The 20,065-nt window shown below is 70.0% G+C and carries 22 protein-coding genes; 12 read left to right on the forward strand and 10 right to left on the reverse strand.

From position 1 onward, the window contains the following. Positions 1 to 910 (reverse strand): metallophosphoesterase (locus tag NJ4_RS22465; protein WP_067440817.1); only part of this gene is annotated, 910 nt, incomplete at its 3' end. A 26-nt stretch (positions 911 to 936) separates the two neighbouring features. Here NJ4_RS22465 and NJ4_RS22470 point away from each other — a divergent pair. Then, positions 937 to 1,398 (forward strand): GatB/YqeY domain-containing protein, encoded by a 462-nt coding sequence (locus NJ4_RS22470; RefSeq protein ID WP_067440868.1) that lies wholly within the window; start codon positions 937 to 939, stop codon positions 1,396 to 1,398. 18 nt (positions 1,399 to 1,416) lie between these two features. Here NJ4_RS22470 and NJ4_RS22475 read toward each other — a convergent pair whose 3' ends face one another. Then, entirely contained in the window at positions 1,417 to 3,786 is a 2,370-nt protein-coding gene (locus NJ4_RS22475) for a penicillin-binding protein (RefSeq protein WP_157551298.1), read from the reverse strand. Positions 3,787 to 3,980: 194 nt separating this feature from the next. Here NJ4_RS22475 and NJ4_RS22480 point away from each other — a divergent pair, with 194 nt between their 5' ends. Then, positions 3,981 to 4,262 carry a WhiB family transcriptional regulator gene (locus NJ4_RS22480; protein ID WP_082749055.1) on the forward strand — a complete coding sequence of 94 codons (282 nt, stop codon included), beginning with the start codon at positions 3,981 to 3,983 and terminating at the stop codon, positions 4,260 to 4,262. A gap of 14 nt (positions 4,263 to 4,276) precedes the next feature. Here NJ4_RS22480 and NJ4_RS22485 read toward each other — a convergent pair whose 3' ends face one another. The 3 genes from NJ4_RS22485 to NJ4_RS22495 all read right to left on the reverse strand — a co-directional run bounded on the left by NJ4_RS22485 (position 4,277) and on the right by NJ4_RS22495 (position 7,419). Continuing rightward, positions 4,277 to 5,458: an ArsA family ATPase gene (locus tag NJ4_RS22485; protein ID WP_067440820.1), complete on the reverse strand. Its 1,182-nt coding sequence runs from the start codon at positions 5,456 to 5,458 to the stop codon at positions 4,277 to 4,279. Positions 5,459 to 5,561: 103 nt separating this feature from the next. Beyond that, positions 5,562 to 6,599, reverse strand: a complete 1,038-nt coding sequence (locus tag NJ4_RS22490) for an ArsA-related P-loop ATPase (RefSeq protein WP_067440823.1) — start codon at positions 6,597 to 6,599, stop codon at positions 5,562 to 5,564. Positions 6,600 to 6,651: 52 nt separating this feature from the next. Further along, positions 6,652 to 7,419: an IclR family transcriptional regulator gene (locus NJ4_RS22495; RefSeq protein WP_067440827.1), complete on the reverse strand. Its 768-nt coding sequence runs from the start codon at positions 7,417 to 7,419 to the stop codon at positions 6,652 to 6,654. Positions 7,420 to 7,587: 168 nt separating this feature from the next. On the opposite strand from NJ4_RS22495, the gene NJ4_RS22500 reads away from it, so the two are divergent. Together NJ4_RS22500 and NJ4_RS22505 are read left to right on the forward strand one after the other, a co-directional pair. Beyond that, positions 7,588 to 8,352 carry a CoA transferase subunit A gene (locus NJ4_RS22500; RefSeq protein ID WP_067440831.1) on the forward strand — a complete coding sequence of 255 codons (765 nt, stop codon included), beginning with the start codon at positions 7,588 to 7,590 and terminating at the stop codon, positions 8,350 to 8,352. Further along, positions 8,349 to 8,987, forward strand: a complete 639-nt coding sequence (locus tag NJ4_RS22505; protein WP_067440835.1) for a 3-oxoacid CoA-transferase subunit B — start codon at positions 8,349 to 8,351, stop codon at positions 8,985 to 8,987. Before NJ4_RS22500 ends, NJ4_RS22505 begins: the two co-directional genes overlap by 4 nt. 22 nt (positions 8,988 to 9,009) lie before the next feature. On the opposite strand, the gene NJ4_RS22510 is transcribed toward NJ4_RS22505, so the two are convergent. The 3 genes from NJ4_RS22510 to NJ4_RS22520 form a co-directional block, all read right to left on the reverse strand. After that, positions 9,010 to 11,448: an ABC transporter permease gene (locus NJ4_RS22510; protein WP_067440838.1), complete on the reverse strand. Its 2,439-nt coding sequence runs from the start codon at positions 11,446 to 11,448 to the stop codon at positions 9,010 to 9,012. Continuing rightward, complete coding sequence (locus NJ4_RS22515) at positions 11,448 to 12,221, reverse strand: ABC transporter ATP-binding protein (RefSeq protein ID WP_067440877.1); 774 nt, start codon at positions 12,219 to 12,221, stop codon at positions 11,448 to 11,450. The genes NJ4_RS22510 and NJ4_RS22515 overlap by 1 nt, the downstream gene beginning before the upstream one ends. A gap of 177 nt (positions 12,222 to 12,398) precedes the next feature. Then, the gene (locus NJ4_RS22520; protein ID WP_157551299.1) at positions 12,399 to 12,836 is read right to left on the reverse strand and encodes a hypothetical protein; all 438 of its coding nucleotides are present in this window, start codon (positions 12,834 to 12,836) and stop codon (positions 12,399 to 12,401) included. A 170-nt stretch (positions 12,837 to 13,006) separates the two neighbouring features. Here NJ4_RS22520 and NJ4_RS22525 point away from each other — a divergent pair, with 170 nt between their 5' ends. Continuing rightward, positions 13,007 to 13,258: a helix-turn-helix domain-containing protein gene (locus tag NJ4_RS22525; RefSeq protein ID WP_067440844.1), complete on the forward strand. Its 252-nt coding sequence runs from the start codon at positions 13,007 to 13,009 to the stop codon at positions 13,256 to 13,258. Between the two features lie 19 nt (positions 13,259 to 13,277). Here NJ4_RS22525 and NJ4_RS22530 read toward each other — a convergent pair whose 3' ends face one another. Together NJ4_RS22530 and NJ4_RS22535 are read right to left on the reverse strand one after the other, a co-directional pair. Next, positions 13,278 to 13,937 (reverse strand): response regulator, encoded by a 660-nt coding sequence (locus NJ4_RS22530; protein ID WP_067440847.1) that lies wholly within the window; start codon positions 13,935 to 13,937, stop codon positions 13,278 to 13,280. Further along, on the reverse strand, positions 13,934 to 15,085 hold the full coding sequence (locus NJ4_RS22535) for a sensor histidine kinase (RefSeq protein WP_067440850.1): 1,152 nt from the start codon (positions 15,083 to 15,085) through the stop codon (positions 13,934 to 13,936). The genes NJ4_RS22530 and NJ4_RS22535 overlap by 4 nt, the downstream gene beginning before the upstream one ends. Positions 15,086 to 15,157: 72 nt before the next feature. On the opposite strand from NJ4_RS22535, the gene NJ4_RS22540 reads away from it, so the two are divergent. From NJ4_RS22540 to NJ4_RS22565, 7 genes are all read left to right on the forward strand, one after another. Further along, a complete protein-coding gene (locus tag NJ4_RS22540) occupies positions 15,158 to 15,892 on the forward strand; it encodes a DNA alkylation repair protein (RefSeq protein WP_245644676.1) in 735 nt (244 codons plus the stop codon). Between the two features lie 59 nt (positions 15,893 to 15,951). Next, a complete protein-coding gene (locus NJ4_RS26120) occupies positions 15,952 to 16,104 on the forward strand; it encodes a hypothetical protein (RefSeq protein WP_169799313.1) in 153 nt (50 codons plus the stop codon). Continuing rightward, positions 16,101 to 16,559, forward strand: a complete 459-nt coding sequence (locus tag NJ4_RS22545) for a RidA family protein (RefSeq protein WP_067440853.1) — start codon at positions 16,101 to 16,103, stop codon at positions 16,557 to 16,559. Before NJ4_RS26120 ends, NJ4_RS22545 begins: the two co-directional genes overlap by 4 nt. Before the next feature lie 3 nt (positions 16,560 to 16,562). Further along, positions 16,563 to 17,435 carry an NUDIX hydrolase gene (locus tag NJ4_RS22550; protein WP_067440856.1) on the forward strand — a complete coding sequence of 291 codons (873 nt, stop codon included), beginning with the start codon at positions 16,563 to 16,565 and terminating at the stop codon, positions 17,433 to 17,435. 10 nt (positions 17,436 to 17,445) lie between these two features. Further along, on the forward strand, positions 17,446 to 18,252 hold the full coding sequence (locus NJ4_RS22555; protein ID WP_067440859.1) for an MBL fold metallo-hydrolase: 807 nt from the start codon (positions 17,446 to 17,448) through the stop codon (positions 18,250 to 18,252). A 118-nt stretch (positions 18,253 to 18,370) separates the two neighbouring features. Next, positions 18,371 to 19,585 (forward strand): Na+/H+ antiporter NhaA, encoded by a 1,215-nt coding sequence (gene nhaA, locus NJ4_RS22560; protein WP_067440862.1) that lies wholly within the window; start codon positions 18,371 to 18,373, stop codon positions 19,583 to 19,585. Between the two features lie 47 nt (positions 19,586 to 19,632). Next, positions 19,633 to 20,034, forward strand: coding sequence for a phage holin family protein (locus NJ4_RS22565; RefSeq protein WP_067440865.1), 402 nt, complete (start codon positions 19,633 to 19,635; stop codon positions 20,032 to 20,034). Positions 20,035 to 20,065 lie beyond the last annotated feature (31 nt).

Below are 20,065 nucleotides of genomic sequence, written 5' to 3' on the forward strand. Positions count from 1 at the left end.
AGGGCTGGGACGTCAGGGTGAGCAGCGTGGCCTCGGGGCGGCAGGCGAAGCGGATCCGTGCGTAGGGGTTGGTGCCGATGCCCGCGGAGACGTGCAGCCACGCCGACCCGGGGTCGCCGGGGGCGGAGTCGGCTGGGTGACGGTGCAGTCCCTTGGCCCGGGCGTTGTCGAGGTCACAGTTGGTGGTCAGCGCACCCTTGAAGGGCAGGCAGACCTGACCACCGTGGGTGTGCCCGGCGATGATCGCGTCCCACCCGTCGGAGGCGAACTGGTCCAGCACGCGCAGGTACGGCGCATGCGCCACCGCCAGTCGTACGTCGGCACCGGTCGGCGCGGGCCCGGCCACGGCGGGGAGGTCGTCGTAGGACAGGTGCGGGTCGTCCACCCCCGCGAAGGCAAGCGTCGTCTCGCCGACCGTGAGTGCGCCGGACGTGTTGGTCAGGCCGAGCCAGCCAGCGTCCTCGAAGCCGAGCTGCAGGTCCTTCCACGGCAGCGACGGTGTGCTGGTGGCCCGGGTGCCGTCGTCGGGCATCAGATACTTGAACGGGTTGCGAGCCCCGGGCTCGAAGTAGTCGTTCGACCCGAACACGTAGACGCCCGGCAGGTCCAGCAGCGGACCCAACGAGGAGAGCACGACGGGGACGGCGTCGCGGTGGGCCAGGTTGTCGCCGGTGTTGATCACCAGGTCGGGACGCAGGCCGGCCAGGTCACGGATCCAGGCCTGCTTGCGCGCCTGGTCCGGCGTCATGTGGATGTCGGTGAGGTGGAGCACCCGCATCGGCCGTTGCCCGGCCGGCAGGATCGGCAGGTCCACCCGACGCAGCGTGTAGGCGCGGGCCTCAGCGGCGGCGTACCCGAGGGTGGCGACGCCGGCGAGAGTGCCGAGGCCGAGAACGCGGGTGAACGACATCCCTCAAGGCTGCCACAATGGTCCGCATGAGTGCTCTCAAGGACCGCATGCGCAGTGACCTGACCACGGCCATCAAGGCTCGGGACGAGGTGCGCTCCTCCACCCTGCGGATGCTGCTCACCGCGATCACCAACGCCGAGGTGGCCGGGAAGACCCAGGTGGAGCTCTCCGACGACGACATCATCGGCGTTCTCTCCACCGAGGCGAAGAAGCGTCGCGAGGCGGCGACCGCCTTCGACGACGGTGGCCGGGCCGCGATGGCCGACAAGGAGCGCGCCGAGCTCGTGGTGATCGCCGACTACCTCCCCCAACAGCTGAGCGAGGCAGAGATCGCCGACATCGTCAGTGCCGCCGTGGAGAAGACCGGCGCCGCCGGCGAGGGGATGAAGGCGATGGGCAAGGTGATGGGCGTCGTCCAGCCGCAGGTCAAGGGCAAGGCCGACGGTGGCCTGGTGGCCGCCGAGGTACGCCGCCAGCTCGGCGCCTGACCCCACCGCGGCGAGGGGTCAGCGGCCGCGGCCCCGGCCGCGACCGGGCTTCTTCTTCTTTTTCTTGGGCTGCTCGACCTTCGGCGGCACGTACGGCGTGCCGTCGGAGGGGTAGATCGTGACCACGTCGCCCGAGGACTGCTGACCGCCGGAACCGGGGTCGGTGTAGGCCACCGTGCCGCGGGCGTAGCTGGAGTCGCGCATGCTGCCGATCAGCACGCTGAAGCCGAGCTCCTCGAGCGTGGCCCTGGCGTCGTCGATCGACATCCCTCCGGTCGGCGGGATGTCGACCAGGACGCCCTGGATCTCGGTGGAGGAGGGAGCCTGGAACTGCTCGTCATCGAGCCACTGCTCGACCGCGTGCATGGCGTCGCCCCACATCGGACCGGCGGTGCCGGAGCCTGAGGCGGAGTAGAGGGTGCTGCCACCGATCGACTTGCCGACCAGTGCGTCGGGCCCGCCGCCCTCGTTGATGCCGGCGATCATCGAGGCCGTGGCCAGGTTGGGCGTGTAGCCCATGAACCACACCGACTTGGCGCTGCTCGTCGTACCGGTCTTGCCGGCCGACTCCTGGTTCAGCGCGAGACCGTTGATGGCACCGAAGCCATCACCCTCCTGCACGCCGCGGAGCACGTCGTTGACGGCGTCGGCGACGGCGCTGGGCAGCACCTGGGTGCACTGCTTGGAGTAGGACTTGAGCAGCGTGCCGTTGGCGTCCTGGATCTTCGAGACCGGGCGGGCGGAACAGTGCAGTCCCCGACCGGCGAAGGTGGCGTAGGCCTCGGCCATCTCCAGCGGCGAGACGTCGGCGACACCGAGGGTGAAGGTCGGGATCCGCTCGGCCGAACCGGAGCTGTTGCCCTTGGGGTTGGTGAGGTTCACGCCCATCTGCTTGGCCAGGCGGTACGGCGTGCACAGGCCGGTCACCTGCTCGAGCGCCAGGTAGAACGTGTTCACCGACTCCCGGGTGCCGGTGTAGAGGTTCTTGGCGCCCGAGGTGGTGGAGTTGGAGATCGGGAACGTGCCGTAGCCGTAGGGCTCGCCGTCACAGTTCTTGAAGTCGGCCTCCTGGAAGGTCTTCTCCGGGGGCGAGTCGATCGTGGTGGTCAGGGACGTGCCACGCCGTATCGCGTCGGCGAGCACGAAGACCTTGAACGTCGACCCGGCCTGGAAGCCACGGGCGCCGCCCTGCTCCTTGGAGACCGTGTAGTTGATCGACGTCTCGCCCTTCTTCTCCTTCAGCCCGAGTGGCTTGGACTGGGCCAGTGCCCTCACGTTGCCGGTGGTCGGCTCGATCATGGCCAGGCCGCCGATGGCGGACTCGTTCTGGTAGACGTGACTGCGCACGGAGGCGTCGGCGGCGTCCTGGAAGCGGAGGTCGATGGTGGTGCGGATGGTCAGCCCGCCCGACTTCAGCAGGGTCTCGCGGTCTTCGGGGGTCTTGCCCAGCGCCGGGTCACGCTTGAGGTAGCTCACCACGTAGTCGCAGTAGATCGGGGCCCGGGCCAGCAGGCAGCCGTTGCGGCTGCGGGTGATCTTGAGACGCAGCCCCTGGGACTTGACCTGCTCGGCGCGCTCCTCGGAGATCACCTGCAGCTGGGCCATCCGGTCGAGCACGGTGTTGCGGCGCGACAGGGCCCGGTCGGGGTTGTTGGTCGGGTCGTAGCCGGTGGGGTTCTTCACCAGCCCGGCGAGGGTGGCGGCCTCGCGGAGGTTCAGCTTGCGGGCGTCCTTGCTGAAGTAGTGCTTGGCCGCTGCCTGGACGCCGTACACGCCGTCACCGAAGTAGGCGATGTTGAGGTAGCGCTCGAGGATCCAGTCCTTGGAGTAGTTCTGCTCGAAGGCGATCGCGTAGCGCAGCTCGCGCAGCTTGCGGGCGATGGTCTCGTCCTGGGCGGCCTTGCGCTCCTCGTCGTCCTTGGCCTGGCTGATCAGGGTCAGCTTGACCATCTGCTGGGTGATCGAGGAGCCACCCTGACGGGTCTCGCCGGCGGCCTGGTTGGTCAGGAAGGCGCGGAGCGTTCCCTTCACGTCGAGGGCGCCGTGCTGGTAGAAGCGGTAGTCCTCGATGGAGACGATGGCCTGACGCATCACCTTCGCCACCTGACGCAGCGGCACGTTGACCCGGTTCTCGTCGTACAGTGTCGCGATCGGGGTGCCGTCGGCGGCCAGGATGCGGGTGCGCTGGGCGAGGTTCTCGGTCTGCAGCTCGGCGGGGAGCTCGTCGAGGGTGTCGGCGACGTTGCCGGCGGTGAGGCCGGCGACGGCGGCGAACGGGATCACCAGCCCGGCCGTGACCACGCCCAGGATCACCGCCACGGCGAGCATCGAGCCGAGGTGGGACAGCACGGAGACCGGGCGGGACGAGCCGTCGTCGGGGTCAGACATGCCCCTCAGGATACGGGACAGGACCAGACCGGACGCATTCGTGGTAGTTGGGGACTAGTCCTTTCTGACTAGAAGGTTTGACCATCTCGTGTCTGTTTCAACCACCGTTCCTTGCCTAGGTTCATACATGGGGATTGGCCCTTGGTGAGGACCAGATCGGAACTCACCGAATCTCGGTTGGATGTGGGGACATCATGTGGGTTGAGGACTGGGCGCCGTCAGCGGCGTGCCGACAGGCGCAGCCGGACGAACTGTTCGTGCGAGGCGCGGAGCAGAACAAGGCGAAGCAGGTGTGCTCGGCGTGCCCGGTGCGCACCGAATGCCTGGCCGAGGCGCTGGACAACCAGATCGAATGGGGTGTCTGGGGTGGCATGACCGAGCGTGAGCGACGGGCACTTCTCCGGCGCAACCCGGCTGCCTCGTGGCGCAGCGTGCTCGAGGCCGCCAAGTCGTCCCACCGGGCCGCGCTGGTCTGAGTTCGAGCCGCCGCTCAGTCGGCGGTGTCGGCCAGCAGTGACCCGATTCGACGCAGCCCGTCGAGGTCGTGCACGTCGGTGGCCAGCGCCGGGACGACCGCGGTGGCCACGCTCGGATTCGCGGCCGCGAACCTGGCGCGCAGCCCGGCCTCGCGCTCGACGATGCGCACCCGGTCGGCGTGCAGGCGCAGCAGCCCTGAGGTGAGGTCCGTGCCGCCGTCGCGACGGGTGAGCCGCTCGACCGCGGCCATCGCCTCGTCGGCGCTCAGCTCGCTCTCCGGCTTCATGCTGGCGCGGTTGACCACGAGCCCGGCCAGTGGCATCTGCTCCCCGCGCAGGCGGTCGACGAAGTACGTCGCCTCGCGCAACGCGTCCGGCTCGGGAGCGGCGATCACGAGGAACGCCGTACCGTCGGCCTGGAGCAGCTCGAAGGTCTTCTGCGCGCGTTGCCGGAAGCCCCCGAAGAGGGTGTCGAACGCGGCGACGAACATCTGGAGGTCCTGCAGCACGGTCGCGCCCAGGATCTTGGTCAGCGCACTGGTGATCAGTCCGAAGCCGGCGGTCATGATCCGGGCCGGCCCGCGGGCCGGGGCCAGCAGCAGTCGGATGAACTTGCCGTCGAGGAAGCTGCTCAGCCGCTCGGGGGCATCGAGGAAGTCCAAAGCCGAGCGCGAGGGCGGCGTGTCGACGACGATCAGGTCGTAGGCCCCCGACTTCTTCGCATCGCGGTGGAGCTGGCCCAGCTTCTCCATCGCCATGTATTCCTGTGTGCCCGCGAACGAGCTGGACAGGGCGATGTAGAACGGGTTCTCCAGGATCTGCCTCGCCTTCTCGGGGGTGGCCTGGTTCTCGACCACCTCGTCGAAGGTGCGCTTCATGTCAAGCATCATCGCGTCGAGGGATCCGGGGCTGTCCGCGATGTCGCGCACCGGTCGCGGGGTGTTGTCCAGCGACTCGATCCCCATCGACTGGGCCAGTCGCCGCGCCGGGTCGATGGTGAGTACGACGACCTTCCGGCCTCGCTCGGCGGCACGCAGGGCCAAGGCCGCCGACGTGGTGGTCTTGCCGACCCCTCCCGAGCCGCAGCACACGATGATCTCGGTGGCCGGGTTGTCGAGCAGGGCGTCGACATCGAGCGACGGAGCCACCTCTCCGGTCGTGGCCAGCGGGCCGACCCGGGTGCGTTGCCTGCTCATCCGGGGTCCCTGGGCAGACCGCAGCGCAGCGAGGATCCGTGTGGGGTGGTCATCCGGGGTTCCTGGGCAGACCGCAGCGCAACGAGGGACTCCTCCGGGTTGTTCATGCCATTCCCTGCTCTCGCAACGTCGCAGCCAGGTCGTAGAGGCCGCCCATGTCCACACCCGAGGGCAGGCGGGGCAGCTCGTAGGTCGGCACCCCGATGTCACCGATCAGTGTGCGTTGACTCTCTTCGAGAGCCCGGCGTTCGGCGTGCGACCGGGCCTCGGAGAGGAGTCCCTCGACGAGCACGTCGTCGACCGGGACACCGACCGCGCGCAGGTCGCCCTCGACCCTGTCGCGGTCGAGCGTGCCGGCACGGGCCGCCTCCAGCTGGTCGGCGCTCAGGTCGCGGGGGCGGACCAGGTTCACCACCACACCACCGACCGGCAGCCTGGCCTCACGCAGCTCGGCGACGCCGTCGGCGGTCTCCTGCACCGGCATCTCCTCGAGCACGGTGACCAGGTGGACGGCGGTGCGTGGTGAACGGAACAGCGTCATGACCGTGTCGGCCTGCTTCTTGATCGGCCCGGCCTTGGCCAGGCCGGCCAGCTCTCCGTTGACGTTGAGGAACTGCGCGATCCGTCCGGTCGGCGGTGCGTCGAGCACGATGGCGTCGTACTGCTGGCCGCCCCTGCTCGACGTCCCTCGCTTGCGACCGTCCTTGGCCGCCTCGAAGACCTTGCCGGTGAGCAGCACGTCGCGAACGCCCGGCGCCACGGTGGTGGCGAAGTCGATGACGCCGAAGCGGTCGAGCGCCTTGCCGGCCCGGCCCAGCTTGTAGTACATCGCGAGATACTCCAGCAGCGCGGACTCGGCGTCGATGTGCAACGCGTAGACGCTGCCGGCCGAGGAGTGGTCCGCGGAGGAGCCGTCGCTCGAGCCCGGGAGCCCGGAGGCGATCCGTCGTTCCTCGTAGGGCAGCGGAGGCACGTCGAACATCTGGGAGATGCCCTGCCGCCCCTCGACCTCACACAGCAGCACGGTCTTGCCGCGGCTGGCCAGGGCCAGCGCGAGGGCGGCCGCCACGGTGGACTTGCCGGTGCCACCCTTGCCGGTGACGACGTGGAGCTGGACCTTCGGCCAGTCAGTGGTGCTCACGGGACGAGAGCCTAGGCCATGACTCTCGGACGCGGGACGTTGCGAGACCGGTCTAGGGAGAGCGGAACCGCTGTATGCGCCGGGACAGGTCATGGGCCTCCCGCAGGAGGGCCTGGCCGAGCTCGGGGCGCCGTTCGCGGGCGAAGCGATGGTCGATGCCGGTCAGGCTCAACGCCCACTGCGGCAACCCGTGGGCGTCGAACACCGCCGCCCCCATGCCCCAGCTGCCACGCACGATCAGCCCCGGGTTGACCGCGTAGCCGTTGCGCCTGGTCTCGCGGAGGCGCGACTCGATGCGGGCCCGCTCGTGGGTCTCGCCGTACGCCGGGGCGAGGTCATGGTCGTCCAGGAAGGCCGCGGCCTCGCGCTCGGGCAGGTGAGCCAGGATCACGAGTCCGGCGGAGGCGACCCCGAGCGGGAAGCGGATGCCCTCGTGGAGCACGTGGGAGCGGATCGGGAAGCTGCCGTCCTCGCGGACCAGGCAGATGGTCTCGTCGCCGCGTCGTGCAGAGAAGAACGCGCTCTCGCCGGTGGTCTCACTGAGCCGGCGCAGACTGGTGGCGGCGAGGTGGCTGACGTCGTACCGGGTGGCGGCGGCGCTGCCGAGCAGGAACGTCTCGGGCCCGAGCAGCCACTGGCCGGCGGAGGTCCGGTCGACGAGTCCTTCGTGCTGGAGGGCCACCAGGAGCCGGTGCGCGGTGGGCCGGGCCAGGTCGGCCGACGTCGCGGCCTCGGTGGTCGTGACGCCGTCGGGCTCATGCTGGGAGACCGCCCGCAGTAGTCGTCCGACCCGCGCGACCACCTGGTGAGGAGCCTCCATGCGAGCAGCCTAGCCTGCGTTCGCTCAGTGAACGCGGGCGGTCGAAAACGTGCGGTGCGCGAGAGATCGCTCCTCCACCCATGGCTGGGCGTTGACGGCAGCGCCCGGCTCGGTCAGAAATGGGGGCAGGCCGTCGGGATCGGTGGCCGCCGTCGTGGAGGAGGACTTGTGGACAAGGTGATGGGGAGCGCCGCGGAAGCCGTGGCCGACATCGGGTCGGGCTCGACCCTGGCCGTCGGTGGCTTCGGGTTGTGTGGCATTCCGTCCGTGTTGATCGGGGCGCTGCTCGATCAGGGTGCCGAGGACCTCGAGGCGGTCTCGAACAACTGCGGAGTCGACGACTGGGGGCTGGGGCGTCTGCTCGGCGCGCGTCGGTTGCGGCGGATGATCGCCTCCTACGTCGGGGAGAACAAGGAGTTCGCCCGGCAGTACCTCTCCGGCGAGCTCGAGGTCGAGCTGACCCCGCAGGGCACCCTGGCCGAGCGGATGCGCGCCGGCGGCTCTGGCATCCCCGCCTTCTTCACCGCCACCGGCGTCGGCACCCAGGTTGCCGACGGTGGACTGCCCTGGCGCTACGACGACTCCGGGAACGTGACCGTGGCGTCGCCGGCCAAGGAGGTCCGCACCTTCTCGACGGCCGAGGGGGACAAGCCCTTCGTGCTCGAGCAGGCCATCGTCGCCGACTTCGGGCTGGTCCGAGCCTGGCGGGGTGACCGGCACGGCAACCTCGTCTTCCGTGACTCCGCCCGCAACTTCAACCCGCTGGCCGCCATGTGCGGGCGGGTCACCATTGCCGAGGTCGAGGAGCTGGTCGAGCCCGGTGAGCTGAACCCGAACGACGTGCACACGCCCGGCGTCTACGTGCAGCGCGTGGTGGCGCTGACCCCCGAGCAAGCCGCCGACAAGCGGATCGAGAAGAGGACCGTCCGATGAGCTGGACCCGTGAACAGATGGCCGCCCGTGCTGCCGCTGAGCTGAGCGACGGCTCCTACGTCAACCTCGGCATCGGGCTGCCCACGCTGGTGCCCAACTACGTGCCCGAGGGTGTCGAGCTGGTGCTGCAGTCCGAGAACGGCATCCTCGGCGTCGGTCCCTACCCGACCGAGGACGCCGTCGACGCCGACCTGATCAACGCCGGCAAGGAGACCGTCACCCTCAACCGGGGCGCCTCCTTCTTCGACTCCGCCACGTCGTTCGGGATGATCCGAGGCGGCAAGATCGATGCTGCGATCCTCGGGGCCATGCAGGTCTCGGCGAAGGGCGACATCGCCAACTGGATGATCCCCGGCAAGATGGTCAAGGGCATGGGCGGTGCGATGGACCTCGTGCACGGCGCCAAGAAGGTGATCGTGCTGATGGAGCACGTCGCGCGCGACGGGTCCTACAAGATCGTCGACGAATGCTCTCTTCCCTACACCGGGCTGGGCGTCGTGGAACGCATCATCACCGACCTCGGCGTCATCGACATCGTCCCGGCCTCGGAAGGCGGCGGGCTGAAGCTGGTCGAGCTGGCGCCCGACGTCACCGAGGACGAGATCCGGGAGAAGACCGAGCCCGAGCTGCACTGACGTCGGGCGCCCGTCCTGCGGGTCACTCCAGGGTCAGCCCGGCCGCGGGGGTGACCCTGGCAGCCCGACGGGCGGGGAGCACGCAGGCCAGCAGCCCGGCCGCGGCCGAGATGAGTACGACGACCGCGAGCTGACCCAGTGGCAGCGTCATCGTCACCTCGTCCACGACCGACCTCAGCATCGTCTGCACGCCCACCCAGGCGAACGCGATGCCCAGGCCGGTGCCCAGCAGCGTGGCCACCACGGAGAGCAGCACCGCCTCGGTGGCCAGGGTGGCGCGCAGCTGACGACGGGTCAGGCCGAGTGCGCGGAGCAGGGCGTTCTCGCGGCCACGTTCGAGCACCGAGAGCCCGAGCGTGTTGGCGATGCCGATCAACGCGATCACCACGGCAATGCCGAGCAGGCCGACGATCGCACCGGTCATCACGTCGAGCTGGAGGTCGACGAACGCCCACTTGCCCAACGTGGACTCGACCGCCGCGTCGGATGAGGAGGCCACCGCCGAGAGATCGCCGCTGAAGTCCTCCGCGTCGGTGTCGAGGTCGGCACTGATCCAGATCGCCTGGGTGGCCGGGTGGGCGTCGAGCGCGGCCAGGGTCTGGGGAGCCACCACGGCGACGTTGCCCCAGTCCTCGCCGGATCGCACCCCCAGGGTCCGGGTGTGGTCACCGACCGTGACGGTCACCTCGGTGGGGATGGTGCCGTCCTCGAGTGCGTCGATCGGGAGGTAGATCTCGTCGGCGCCGGGCGCGGCGAAGTCGGGCCGGCTGCGCATCAGGTCGCCGGCGTCGCCGCCGGGGGCCACGACGCGGAGTGCACCGATGCGGTGGTCGATCGTGGCCGCGGTGCCGGGGATCGCGATGGCGTCCTCCACGGCCGGCAGGTCGCGGACACCGTGGAGCACCTCGGCGTCGAGGCCGCCCCCGGTGGTGGCCGAGACCGACGCGTCGAGCGGGTGATCGGTGGCCATCTCGTCGTCGATGATGCTCCGCCCGCTGGCCAGTCCGGTGAGCACGGCGGTGGTGAGAGTGACCCCGACGAGGAGTGAGGCGGTGGTGGCTGCCGTGCGACGCGGGTTGCGGACGGCGTTGGAGGTGGCCAGCCGACCCGGCGTGCCGATCAGCCGTGCGGTCAGCGACCCCGCGACCCGGATCAGAGCCGGCACGATCGTCGGGCCGAGCACCACCACGCCGAAGAAGGTGGCCATGCCCCCGACCACCATCAGCGGCACGGCAGTGCCCGCGATCGCCGCCGTCATGGCGAGCCCGCCGACGCCGACCATGAGGATGCCCAGGCCGATGCGGAGCCGTCCGGTCGTCGTACGCACGTCGACGCCGGTGTCGGGGCGCAGTGCGGCCAGCGGGCTGACCCGGGTGGCGCGGCGGGTCGGGAGCCAGGCGGCGATCACCGTGACGACGATGCCGAGGACGAACGCACCGGCGAACCACACGGGGGAGAAGGACGCCTCGCCCAGGCGCGCACTCGGTGCCTGGGTGCGGATCAGGGCGACGAGACCGAGGCCGAGCGCGGTGCCGGCGAGCAGCCCGATCAGCGAGGAGACGATGCCGAGCACCAGGGCCTCGAGGCGGATCGAGCGCAGCACCTGACGCTTGGTGGCACCCACGCAGCGGAGGAGCGCGAAGTCGCGGGTGCGTTGGGCGAACAGGATCGAGAACGTGTTGGCGATGACCATGACCGAGGTGGCAATGGCGATCGCCGCGAACAGCAACAGGATGATCGCGATCACGTCGACGCCGTTGGTGGCCAGCTTCTGCTGGTCCGCGACGAAGTCGTCGGTGGTCTGCACGGTCGCGTCGGGGTAGGCCTGCTGCAGCCCGTCGACCTGGTCGGCGACCGATCCGCGGCCCTGCCAGGCGACGCTGTTGATCGTGCTCTGGTCGAGCCAGCGGGCCTGGGCGTCCTGGGTGAGGTAGACCGCGGTCCACACCATCGACGACGGGCTGTCGACGGTGCCGACGACCTTCACGTCGAGGGCGTCCCGGCCCTTGCCGATCGTGAGTGTGTCGCCGAGTGCGACGTCGTTGCCCTTCGCGGCGTTGGCGTCGACCACGGCCTCGTCGTCGGCCGTCGGGAACCGACCGTCGACCAGCTCCTGCCAGCGCAGGCTCTCGTCGCGGGGGAGCGCGCCGACGTCGGCACCGTCGCTGAGCTCGGTGCCGTCACGCGACACCGCCAGCCAGGCCCAGCCGAGCACCGAGGCGCTCTCGCGCTGTTTCTCGGCCCGCGCCAGAAGGCTCGCGGCCTGGTCGCCGTCGATGTCGGAGACCACGACATCGGCGTGCTGGTACGGCGCATCGAGGCCGGAGGTCATCCCGTCCTTGGCCGCCGAGGAGAGCGCATTGGTCACGATGATGAAGGTGACGCCGATGAGCACGGCCAGGCTGGCCGCGACATAGCGTCGAGTGTGGCGCCTCATCGAGGCCAGCAGCACGGTGCGCATCAGGCGGCCCGCTTGCTCAGGGCAGCGACGAGCTGGTCGCGGGTCGGGTTCGCCAGGTGGTCGGCGATCCGGCCGTCGGCGATCACGATCACGTCGTCGGCGTAGGCGGCCGCATCGAGCTCGTGGGTGACCATCACGACGGTCTGCCCGAGCTCCCGCACGGAGTGCCGCAGGAAGTCGAGCACCTCCGAGGACGCCGCGCTGTCGAGGTTGCCGGTCGGCTCGTCGGCGAAGACGATCGCCGGCTGGGCGACCAGTGCGCGGGCGATGGCGACCCGCTGCTGCTGGCCTCCGGAGAGCTGGCTGGGCAGGTGCCCGGTGCGGTCGGCCAGGCCGAGCACGCCGACGACCATCTCGAACCGGGCTCGTTCCTCGCGGCCGATCTTGCGCCCGGCCAGCTCCAGCGGGAGCAGGATGTTCTGCCCGGCGGTGAGCATCGGCAGCAGGTTGAAGGACTGGAAGACGAAGCCGACGTGATCGCGACGGAACTTCGTGAGGGCGGTGTCGTCGAGCTGCTGCAGGGCCACCCCGGCCACCTCGACGGAGCCCGCCGTGGGCTGGTCGAGGCCGGCCAGGCAGTGCATCAGCGTCGACTTGCCGGAGCCGGAAGGCCCCATGATGGCGGTGAACCGGCCGGCGGGAAGGTCGACGTCGACCCCGCGCAACGCGTGCACCTCGGCACCGCTGCCGGCCCCGTAGGTCTTGGTCAGGCCGCGGGCAGTGGCGGCGGTTCGGGTGGTGGTGCCGGTGGCTGTGGGTGTCGTCTCGATCATGACCACAACGCTAGGAATCTCGTGGCTCCCGGGCGTCAGGCCTGCGGTGGAACCCGGCGTACGACCTGGGGATGACGCCGGCACGACGGCGTACGACGAGGCGAGGGGTCAGCTCGGACCCAGGCTCGGCTCGGACCCCAGGCTCAGCTCGGACCCAGGCTCGGCTCGGCACCGGTCTCAGCGGCAGAAGGCGTGGATCCGGAGACCGTGGTCGATCCCGTCGAAGGCCTGCTCGAAGGCCTGGCTGACCATGGCGGCGCCGCCACGGACCGGCGCCACGTCGCCGGCCCGGGTCGCGATCACGTGACCGGGAAACTGGCCGGCCATGTCGGCAGGCGCGGAGCCGCTCCAGCAGTCGAAGCGCTGGACGAGTCGCTGGACCAGGTCGGCGTTGCCCGCGGTGTCGGCGACCTCGGAGGACTGCTCCCTGACCGGGGAGCTCGCCGAGGAGTGGAGGCTCATCGCGGCATAGCCGAGGGCGAACATCGCGCACGAGACGGTCATGACGACGAGGTGGCGCCGCAGCACGTGTCGCAGGTCGGGAGCCCGTCGACCGGTGGTCGCCCGCGGGCCCGTGGGTCCCTGGCTCCGCGGCTGTCCAGAGTCGATCCCCATGCGTGCGCCTGCCCCCGATACCTGTGCTCGATGGTGGAACCGTATCGTCCGAAAGTGGGCTGTGCACTCGTTCCAGCGCAAGATGGTCATTAGTGATCAGGCGCAAATGGTGGGCCATGGGCCAACTGGGGGGTTACCATTCAGTAGATGGACCCTGGGGAGGGACGAAGATGGATGTGATCCAGCCTGCACGCGTCGGACCGAGCATTCCGACGTTCACGATGGGCGACCGCCTGCGCAAGGCGCGGGAGGGCACCGGGCTCACCACGCGAGAGTTCGCGTTGCGGCTCGGTGTCTCGCAGAGCACCGTGACCAACGCCGAGAACGACCACACCAGGACGCGGCGGATCACCCTGCTGATGTGGAGCCAGGTGACCGGCGTGCCGGTCGAGTGGCTCGAGACCGGACAGGCTCCCGACTGAGACGCTGACGAAGACTGAGTCAGTGACCGACCAGGCCGGTCTCGTAGGCCATCACGACCAGCTGCACCCGGTCGCGACAGCCGGTCTTGGCCAGCAGTCGGCCGACGTGGGTCTTCACCGTCGCCTCGGCGACGACCAGGTCACCGGCGATCTCGGTGTTGGAGCGTCCGCGTCCGACCAGGACCAGCACCTCGCGCTCGCGGTCGGTGAGCGCCCCCAGACGTACGTCGGGGGTGGCCGTCGCCGATGTGTCCGGAAGTGTCGACGCGAAGTGCTCGAGCAGGCGCCGCGTGGTCGACGGCGCCACGACGGAGTCGCCGGCGTGCACCGAGCGGATCGCGTGCAGGAGGTCCTCGGGTCGCGCGTCCTTGAGCAGGAACGCAGCAGCGCCGGCCTTGATCGCGGCGAACGCGTACTCGTCGAGGTCGAAGGTGGTCAGCACGATCACCCGTGGCGTCTCGCCGCGCCGGGCCAGGAGCCGGGTGGCCTCGACGCCGTCCATGCGCGGCATCCGCACGTCCATGAGCACGACGTCGGCGCCGGTCACCGACAGCTTCTCGGTGGCCTCGGCGCCGTCGCCGGCCTGGCCCACCACCGCCATGTCGTCCTGGGAGTCGACCAGCATCTGGAAGCCGGCGCGCACCATCTGCTGGTCGTCGACGAGGAAGACCCGGATCATGCGGGAATCCTTGCAGAGACGGCGAATCCACCGCCGGGCGCCGGGGCCGCGGTCACGGTGCCGCCGTGCACCGCGACGCGTTCGCGCATGCCCAGCAAACCCAGTCCCTGGCCGTCACCGAGGGTCGCTGCGCCGCGTCCGTCGTCGACCACGTCGATGAGCAGCTCGCGGTCGTCGTACGCCACGGTCAGGCGGACCCGGGCCACACCGGCGTGCTTGCGCACGTTGGTCAACGCCTCCTGGGCGATGCGATAGACGGTCAGGGCCACGCCGTCGGCGACGTCGGGCAGGGGATCGGGAAGCACGGCGTCGAGCTGCATGCCCCCGGCCCGCGCCTCGTCGATCAGGTAGGGCAGGTCGGCCAGGCCCGGTTGCGGTGCCGTGCCCGAGCCTCCCTCGGCCCGCAGGAGACCGAGCATGCGCCGCATCTCGGTCAACGACTCGCGACCCGTCTCCGAGATGGTCGCCAGGGCCTGGGTGGCGGCAGCGGGATCCTTGGCCGCGGCGTACCGCGCGCCGTCGGCCTGCACCACGATCACCGACAGCCCGTGCGCGACGACGTCGTGCATCTCGCGGGCGATGCGTGCACGTTCGTCCTGGGCCGCCAGCTGAGCCTGCTGGGCCGCCTCGCGTTCGAGGCGTTCGCCGCGTTCGACCAGGGAGGCGACGTACGCCGCCCGGGTGCGGCCGAGCGTGCCCAGCGCCCAGGCGGCCGCGACGATCGCCGAGATGCTCAGGAAGTAGGAGACGTAGGCGCCCTCGTTGACGTCGTCGGCATACGGCTTCATCCAGTCGTACGACGCCACGCCGGCGCCGATCAACCCGACCGCGAGCATGGCGAATCCCCAACGTGCATTGGCGAAACGCGCCACCGAGTAGACCGCGATCGGGAACGCGACCTGCCCCCAGACAGGCGTGTCGACCAGTGTCGCCTGCAGCAGGGACGCGGCCACGATCACTGAGGCGGAGGCGATCGGGTGGCTCCGGCGCCAGAACAACGGCACGAACTGGAGGGTGCAGAGTGCGCCGACGAGGAGGCTGAACCCGCCCAGCGGGGTGCCGGCGACGGCGGTGAACGTGAGGAAGCCGGCCAGTGCGACGTCGAGCACGCGCTGTCCGCGTTCGTCGAGTCGCCAGGGCTGTCGCATGGCGTCGAGCCTAGGCGCGCAGGCGACCCGTGACGTCAGACCGTGGTCGGACTTGTCCCCTACGCTGGCGATGTGCCCCACGAGATCCGGCCCGACGACCTCGTCACGATGGTCCGCGAGCAGATCGCGCTCGCGGCGGACCCCGACAAGGCGCCGGCCATGCAGGCCTACATGAAGTCGGCGATGCCCTACCGCGGCGTGACGTCGCAGCCGTTGTCACGCCTCTGCCGCGAGGTCTACTCCGCCTGGGTGCTGCCCGACGAGGAGTCGTGGCACGAGGCACTGCTGGCTCTGTGGGACGGTGCCGAGTTCCGCGAGGAGAGATATGCCGCGACCACCTTGGCCGGGCACCGTCTCTATCGGGAGCACCGGGAGCCCTGGACGCTCGAGCTGTGGCGACACCTGGTCGTGACCGGCGCCTGGTGGGACCACGTGGACGACGTCGCCACCCACCGCGTGCGCGAGCTCCTCGAGCGATTCCCGGGGGCGGTGACACCCACCCTCCGTGAGTGGGCGGTCGAGGACGACCTGTGGTTGCGGCGCACGGCGATCATCTGTCAGGTCGGCCTCGGCGAGCGGCTGGACCGTGATCTCCTCACGCACGCGATCGACGCGAACCTCGACGGATCCACGCGCACGACTCCACCCGAGTCGCCGTACGGGCGCGAGTTCTTCGTGCGCAAGGCGATCGGGTGGGCCCTGCGTGACCACTGTCGCACCGACCCCGGCTGGGTGGGCGCGTTCGTCGCGGAGCGCGGCGATCGACTCTCGGGGTTGTCGCGTCGCGAGGCACTCAAGCACGCCTGATCTGACGGAAGTCCCGGGCTGCTCGATCGTCGTGTGCGGGCGCGAGTAGGGTGCCGGGCATGACGAAGTGGGAATACCAGGTGGCGCCGATTCCGCTCCACAACGAAGCCCTGATGCTGAACAACTTCGGCCAGGACGGGTGGGAGCTGGTGCAGTTGCAGACCAACGCACAAGGCGGCACGGTCGCCTTCTTCAAGCGGCCGATCTCATGAGTGCCGTCGAGGACCGTCTCGCCGAGCTCGGCCTGGCCGTTCCGGAGGTGGCCAAGCCGGTCGCTGCCTATGTGCCGGCCGTCCGGTCCGGCGACCACATCTTCACCTCGGGCCAGCTGCCGATGAAGTCCGGTGAGCTGATGGTCACCGGCAAGGTCGGCGGCGAGGTCTCCGAGGAGGAGGCGCTGGTCTGTGCCCAGCAGTGTGCCCTGAACGCGATCGCCGCGGTGAAGTCCCTGATCGGCGACCTCGACCAGGTCAAGCGCATCGTGAAGGTCGTCGCGTTCGTGGCCTCCACCCCCGACTTCACCGGTCAGCCGCGGGTGGCCAACGGTGCGTCCGAGCTGTTCGGCAAGGTCTTCGGCGACGCCGGGGTGCACGCCCGCTCCGCGGTCGGCGTGCCCGTCCTTCCGCTGGATGCACCCGTCGAGGTCGAGATCATTGTCGAGGTCTGAGTCGTGGACCCGACGTTGACCCTGCCTCCCGGCGTCCTCGACCAGGCCCGCGAGTTCATCGACGGCACCCGCGAGCCGGCGCAGCCACGGTCGGCCTCGACTGTCGTGCTGCTCCGCGACGGCGACGGTGCGCCCGGCGGGTTGGAGTCCTACCTGCTGCGCCGTCACGTCGGCATGAAGTTCGCCGCTGGCATGAGTGTCTTCCCCGGCGGCGGCGTCGACCCACGCGACTCCGAGGTCGACCCCTCGCTGTGGGCCGGGCCCACGCCCGAGGAGTGGGCGTCGCGCATGGGCTGTACGCCGGTCGAGGCACGCGAGCTGCTCTGCGCCGCCGTGCGCGAGACGTTCGAGGAGTCCGGAGTGCTGCTGGCCGGCACCACCGACGCGGTGGTTGCCGACACCACGGGCGACGACTGGGAGCGCGACCGGGCGGCGCTCGAGGCACACGAGCTGGCGTTCTCCGACTTCCTGACCGCGCGCGGGCTGGTGCTGCGCACCGACCTGCTCGCCGTGCTCGGCGGCTGGCTGACGCCGGTCTTCGAGCCGAAGCGCTATCTCACGTGGTTCTTCGTGGCCGCGCTGCCCGAGGGTCAGGTCACCCGCGACGTCTCCACCGAGTCCGACACGGTGGCCTGGTTCAGCGTCCGTGACGCGCTCCGACTGGCCGACGCCGGCGAGATGATGCTGATGCCGCCGACCTACGCGACGCTCTGCGACATGTACGACGCCACGACGCCGGCCGCCGCCCTCGAGCACGCCTCCTCGGTGCCGTTCGAGATGATCACGCCCACGTTCAACCCGACGACCAACCGGCTCGAGAGCAACGACCGCATCGTCGAGCTGGGGATCCGGGTCGGCGAAGCGCTGGCCAGATGAGCGTGCCGTCATGAGTTGGGTCGGCGGTTCCTTCGGCGAGCGGGCCGAGTGCGTGCTGGCGCCCAATGCCGACATGATGACCCTCGACGGCACCAACACCTGGGTGCTGCGCGAACCCGATGCCCGGCGCTCGGTCGTGATCGATCCCGGCCCGTCGATCATGAGCCACCTCGACGCGATCGAGGCCGCCTCCGGCCCGGTCGCCGCCGTGCTGCTCACCCATCACCACCACGACCACTCCGAGGCCGCCCGCGAGTTCGCCGAGCGGATGGGCTGCGGGGTGCGCGCCCTCGACCCGGCGTACCAGCTCGGCAGCGAGGGCCTGGGCGACGGTGACGTGGTCGCCGTCGACGGCCTCGAGGTGCACGTGATCGCCACACCCGGCCACACCGCCGACTCCCTGTCGTTCCTGGTGCCCGCCGAGGGAGCGGTGCTCACCGGCGACACCGTGCTCGGCCGCGGGACCACCGTCGTGGCCCACCCGGACGGCCGTCTCGGCGCCTACCTCGACTCGCTCGACCGGTTGCACCGACTGGCCGCGGAGCACGAGCTCACCGCGATCTGGCCCGGGCACGGCCCGGTCATCGACGACGCGTTGGCGGCCCTCGACTTCTACATCGCGCACCGCCGCGAAAGGTTGGCCCAGGTGGAGGCGGCCGTCGCAACCCTGGCCGCACGACCGCACCCCGAGGGCGTCGCCGCCGACGACCTGCCCCGCCAGGTGGTCGAGATCGTCTACGCCGACGTCGACCCGGTGCTGTGGGGCGCAGCCGAGCTCAGCGTCCGCGCCCAGCTCGCCTACCTCGCCGCGACCTGAAGGACGCGAACGTCAGGGAGTATCGGTAGGGTGGGAGACTGGTGAGCCGGGAAGTCTGGTCGGCCCGTCGCGCGCAGTCGCCGGCGGAAGCTCTGCAACCGACTCCAGATCGAGGCCCATGATCAAGCTCGCCCGCCTTCGTTTCCTGCCCGACCCGACGTCGCGCGAGGACACCTTCGTCGGTGACTTCCTGCGCCGGGAGACCGTGGGCGGTGCAGTCGCCCTGGTCGCCGCCCTGGCCGCCGTGGTCTGGGCCAACTCCGCGTTCGGCGGAGGCTATGAACACCTGCGGGAGTTCGAGATCGGCCCGCTCAATGTCGAGCAGTGGGCCGCCGATGGTGCCCTGACCCTGTTCTTCTTCGTGACCGGCCTCGAGCTCAAGCGTGAGTTCCTGGTCGGGTCGCTGAGCAAGATCTCCGACGCGATCGTCCCCGTGGTCGCGGCCGCGTGCGGGGTCGCCGTACCGGCACTGATCTACACGATCGTCAACGTCGTCGGCGACGGTCACCCGGGCGGCTGGGCGATCCCTTCGGCCACCGACATCGCGTTCGCCCTGGCCGTGCTGGCGATCGTCGGTTCCTCGCTGCCCGGTCAGCTGCGCGCGTTCCTGCTGACCCTGGCCGTGGTGGACGACCTCATCGTGATCGTCATCATCGCCGCGTTCTACGCCCACGGCTTCGACCTGACCGCGCTCATCCTCGCCGCCCTGTGCTGTGCGGCGTACGCCGTCCTGCAGCACCTGCGGGTGCCGAACGTGCTGGTCTACCTGCCGTTGGCCGTGGGCGCCTGGTGGTTCACCCACGAGAGCGGCATCCACGCGACCATCGCCGGGGTGGTGCTCGGCCTGCTCACCCGGGTGCGCACCGACAGGCCTGAGGAGACCAGCCCCGCCGAACGCATCGAGCACGTCCTCTCGCCGTGGTCGGCCGGGGTCGCGGTGCCGTTCTTCGCGCTGATGTCGGCCGGTGTGGTCATCGGGGGTGGGGCGCAGCTGGCCTCCGACCCGGTCGTGATCGGCGTGGTCCTCGGTCTCGTGGTCGGCAAGCCGCTCGGGGTGTTCTGCGGCTCCTGGTTGCTGACCAGGCTGACCCGGGCCGAGATCGACGAGGACATCTCCTGGACCGACGTCTTGGGGATCTCGGTGCTGGCCGGTGTCGGGTTCACCGTGTCCCTCCTGGTCTCCGACCTCTCCTTCACCGGAGCCGAGCGGGAGGCGGCGAAGACCGCCGTGCTGTTCGGATCCCTGATCTCCGCACTCCTCGGTGCGGGGATCCTGATCGGGCGCAACCGGGTGCACCGGAGGGTGGCCGAGCAGGCGCACGGTGACGTGTAGAGTCCGCAACGGACTGACTGACCGCGACGAAACAGGGAGACAATCGCATGTCCCTCGATGAGGTGAAGGGCGCCGAGCCGACCATCGGCAAGCTGGTCGTCGACGCGCAGCGCGACATCTCGAGCTTGATCTCCAATGAGATCAAGCTCGCCAAGTCGGAGCTCAAGGTCAGCGTCAAGGCCGGCGGGACCGGCATCGGGTTGTTCGCTGCAGCCGGCTTCATGCTGGTGCTTGCGGTCATCATCTTCTCGATCTTCCTGGCCGAGCTGATCCACTGGAACGGCGACGGTCTCGACCGTCACTGGGCTTACCTGATCGTGTTCGTCTTCTACGTCCTGGTCGCCGCACTGCTCGGCTACCTCGGGCTGCGGTCGGTGAAGAAGGTCAAGGGTCCCGAGAAGGCGATCGCGCAGGCCAAGGAGACCAAGACCGCGCTGAAGCGCTCCTGATCCTTCAGGTCGGGTCAGTTTCACAGGCTCG

Source organism: Nocardioides jensenii JCM 1364 = NBRC 14755, from assembly GCF_001552535.1.
GTDB lineage: Bacteria > Actinomycetota > Actinomycetes > Propionibacteriales > Nocardioidaceae > Nocardioides > Nocardioides jensenii.

What these genes read in the sequence shown, in the direction of transcription:
- NJ4_RS22470 (WP_067440868.1), top strand. Translation starts at nt 937, where the DNA reads ATGAGTGCTCTCAAGGACCGCATGCGCAGTGACCTGACCACGGCCATC.
- NJ4_RS22475 (WP_157551298.1), bottom strand. Translation starts at nt 3,786, where the DNA reads ATGTCTGACCCCGACGACGGCTCGTCCCGCCCGGTCTCCGTGCTGTCC.
- NJ4_RS22480 (WP_082749055.1), top strand. Translation starts at nt 3,981, where the DNA reads ATGTGGGTTGAGGACTGGGCGCCGTCAGCGGCGTGCCGACAGGCGCAG.
- NJ4_RS22485 (WP_067440820.1), bottom strand. Translation starts at nt 5,458, where the DNA reads ATGAGCAGGCAACGCACCCGGGTCGGCCCGCTGGCCACGACCGGAGAG.
- NJ4_RS22495 (WP_067440827.1), bottom strand. Translation starts at nt 7,419, where the DNA reads ATGGAGGCTCCTCACCAGGTGGTCGCGCGGGTCGGACGACTACTGCGG.
- NJ4_RS22505 (WP_067440835.1), top strand. Translation starts at nt 8,349, where the DNA reads ATGAGCTGGACCCGTGAACAGATGGCCGCCCGTGCTGCCGCTGAGCTG.
- NJ4_RS22510 (WP_067440838.1), bottom strand. Translation starts at nt 11,448, where the DNA reads ATGCGCACCGTGCTGCTGGCCTCGATGAGGCGCCACACTCGACGCTAT.
- NJ4_RS22515 (WP_067440877.1), bottom strand. Translation starts at nt 12,221, where the DNA reads ATGATCGAGACGACACCCACAGCCACCGGCACCACCACCCGAACCGCC.
- NJ4_RS22520 (WP_157551299.1), bottom strand. Translation starts at nt 12,836, where the DNA reads ATGGGGATCGACTCTGGACAGCCGCGGAGCCAGGGACCCACGGGCCCG.
- NJ4_RS22525 (WP_067440844.1), top strand. Translation starts at nt 13,007, where the DNA reads ATGGATGTGATCCAGCCTGCACGCGTCGGACCGAGCATTCCGACGTTC.
- NJ4_RS22530 (WP_067440847.1), bottom strand. Translation starts at nt 13,937, where the DNA reads ATGATCCGGGTCTTCCTCGTCGACGACCAGCAGATGGTGCGCGCCGGC.
- NJ4_RS22535 (WP_067440850.1), bottom strand. Translation starts at nt 15,085, where the DNA reads ATGCGACAGCCCTGGCGACTCGACGAACGCGGACAGCGCGTGCTCGAC.
- NJ4_RS26120 (WP_169799313.1), top strand. Translation starts at nt 15,952, where the DNA reads ATGACGAAGTGGGAATACCAGGTGGCGCCGATTCCGCTCCACAACGAA.
- NJ4_RS22545 (WP_067440853.1), top strand. Translation starts at nt 16,101, where the DNA reads ATGAGTGCCGTCGAGGACCGTCTCGCCGAGCTCGGCCTGGCCGTTCCG.
- NJ4_RS22555 (WP_067440859.1), top strand. Translation starts at nt 17,446, where the DNA reads ATGAGTTGGGTCGGCGGTTCCTTCGGCGAGCGGGCCGAGTGCGTGCTG.
- nhaA (WP_067440862.1), top strand. Translation starts at nt 18,371, where the DNA reads ATGATCAAGCTCGCCCGCCTTCGTTTCCTGCCCGACCCGACGTCGCGC.
- NJ4_RS22565 (WP_067440865.1), top strand. Translation starts at nt 19,633, where the DNA reads ATGTCCCTCGATGAGGTGAAGGGCGCCGAGCCGACCATCGGCAAGCTG.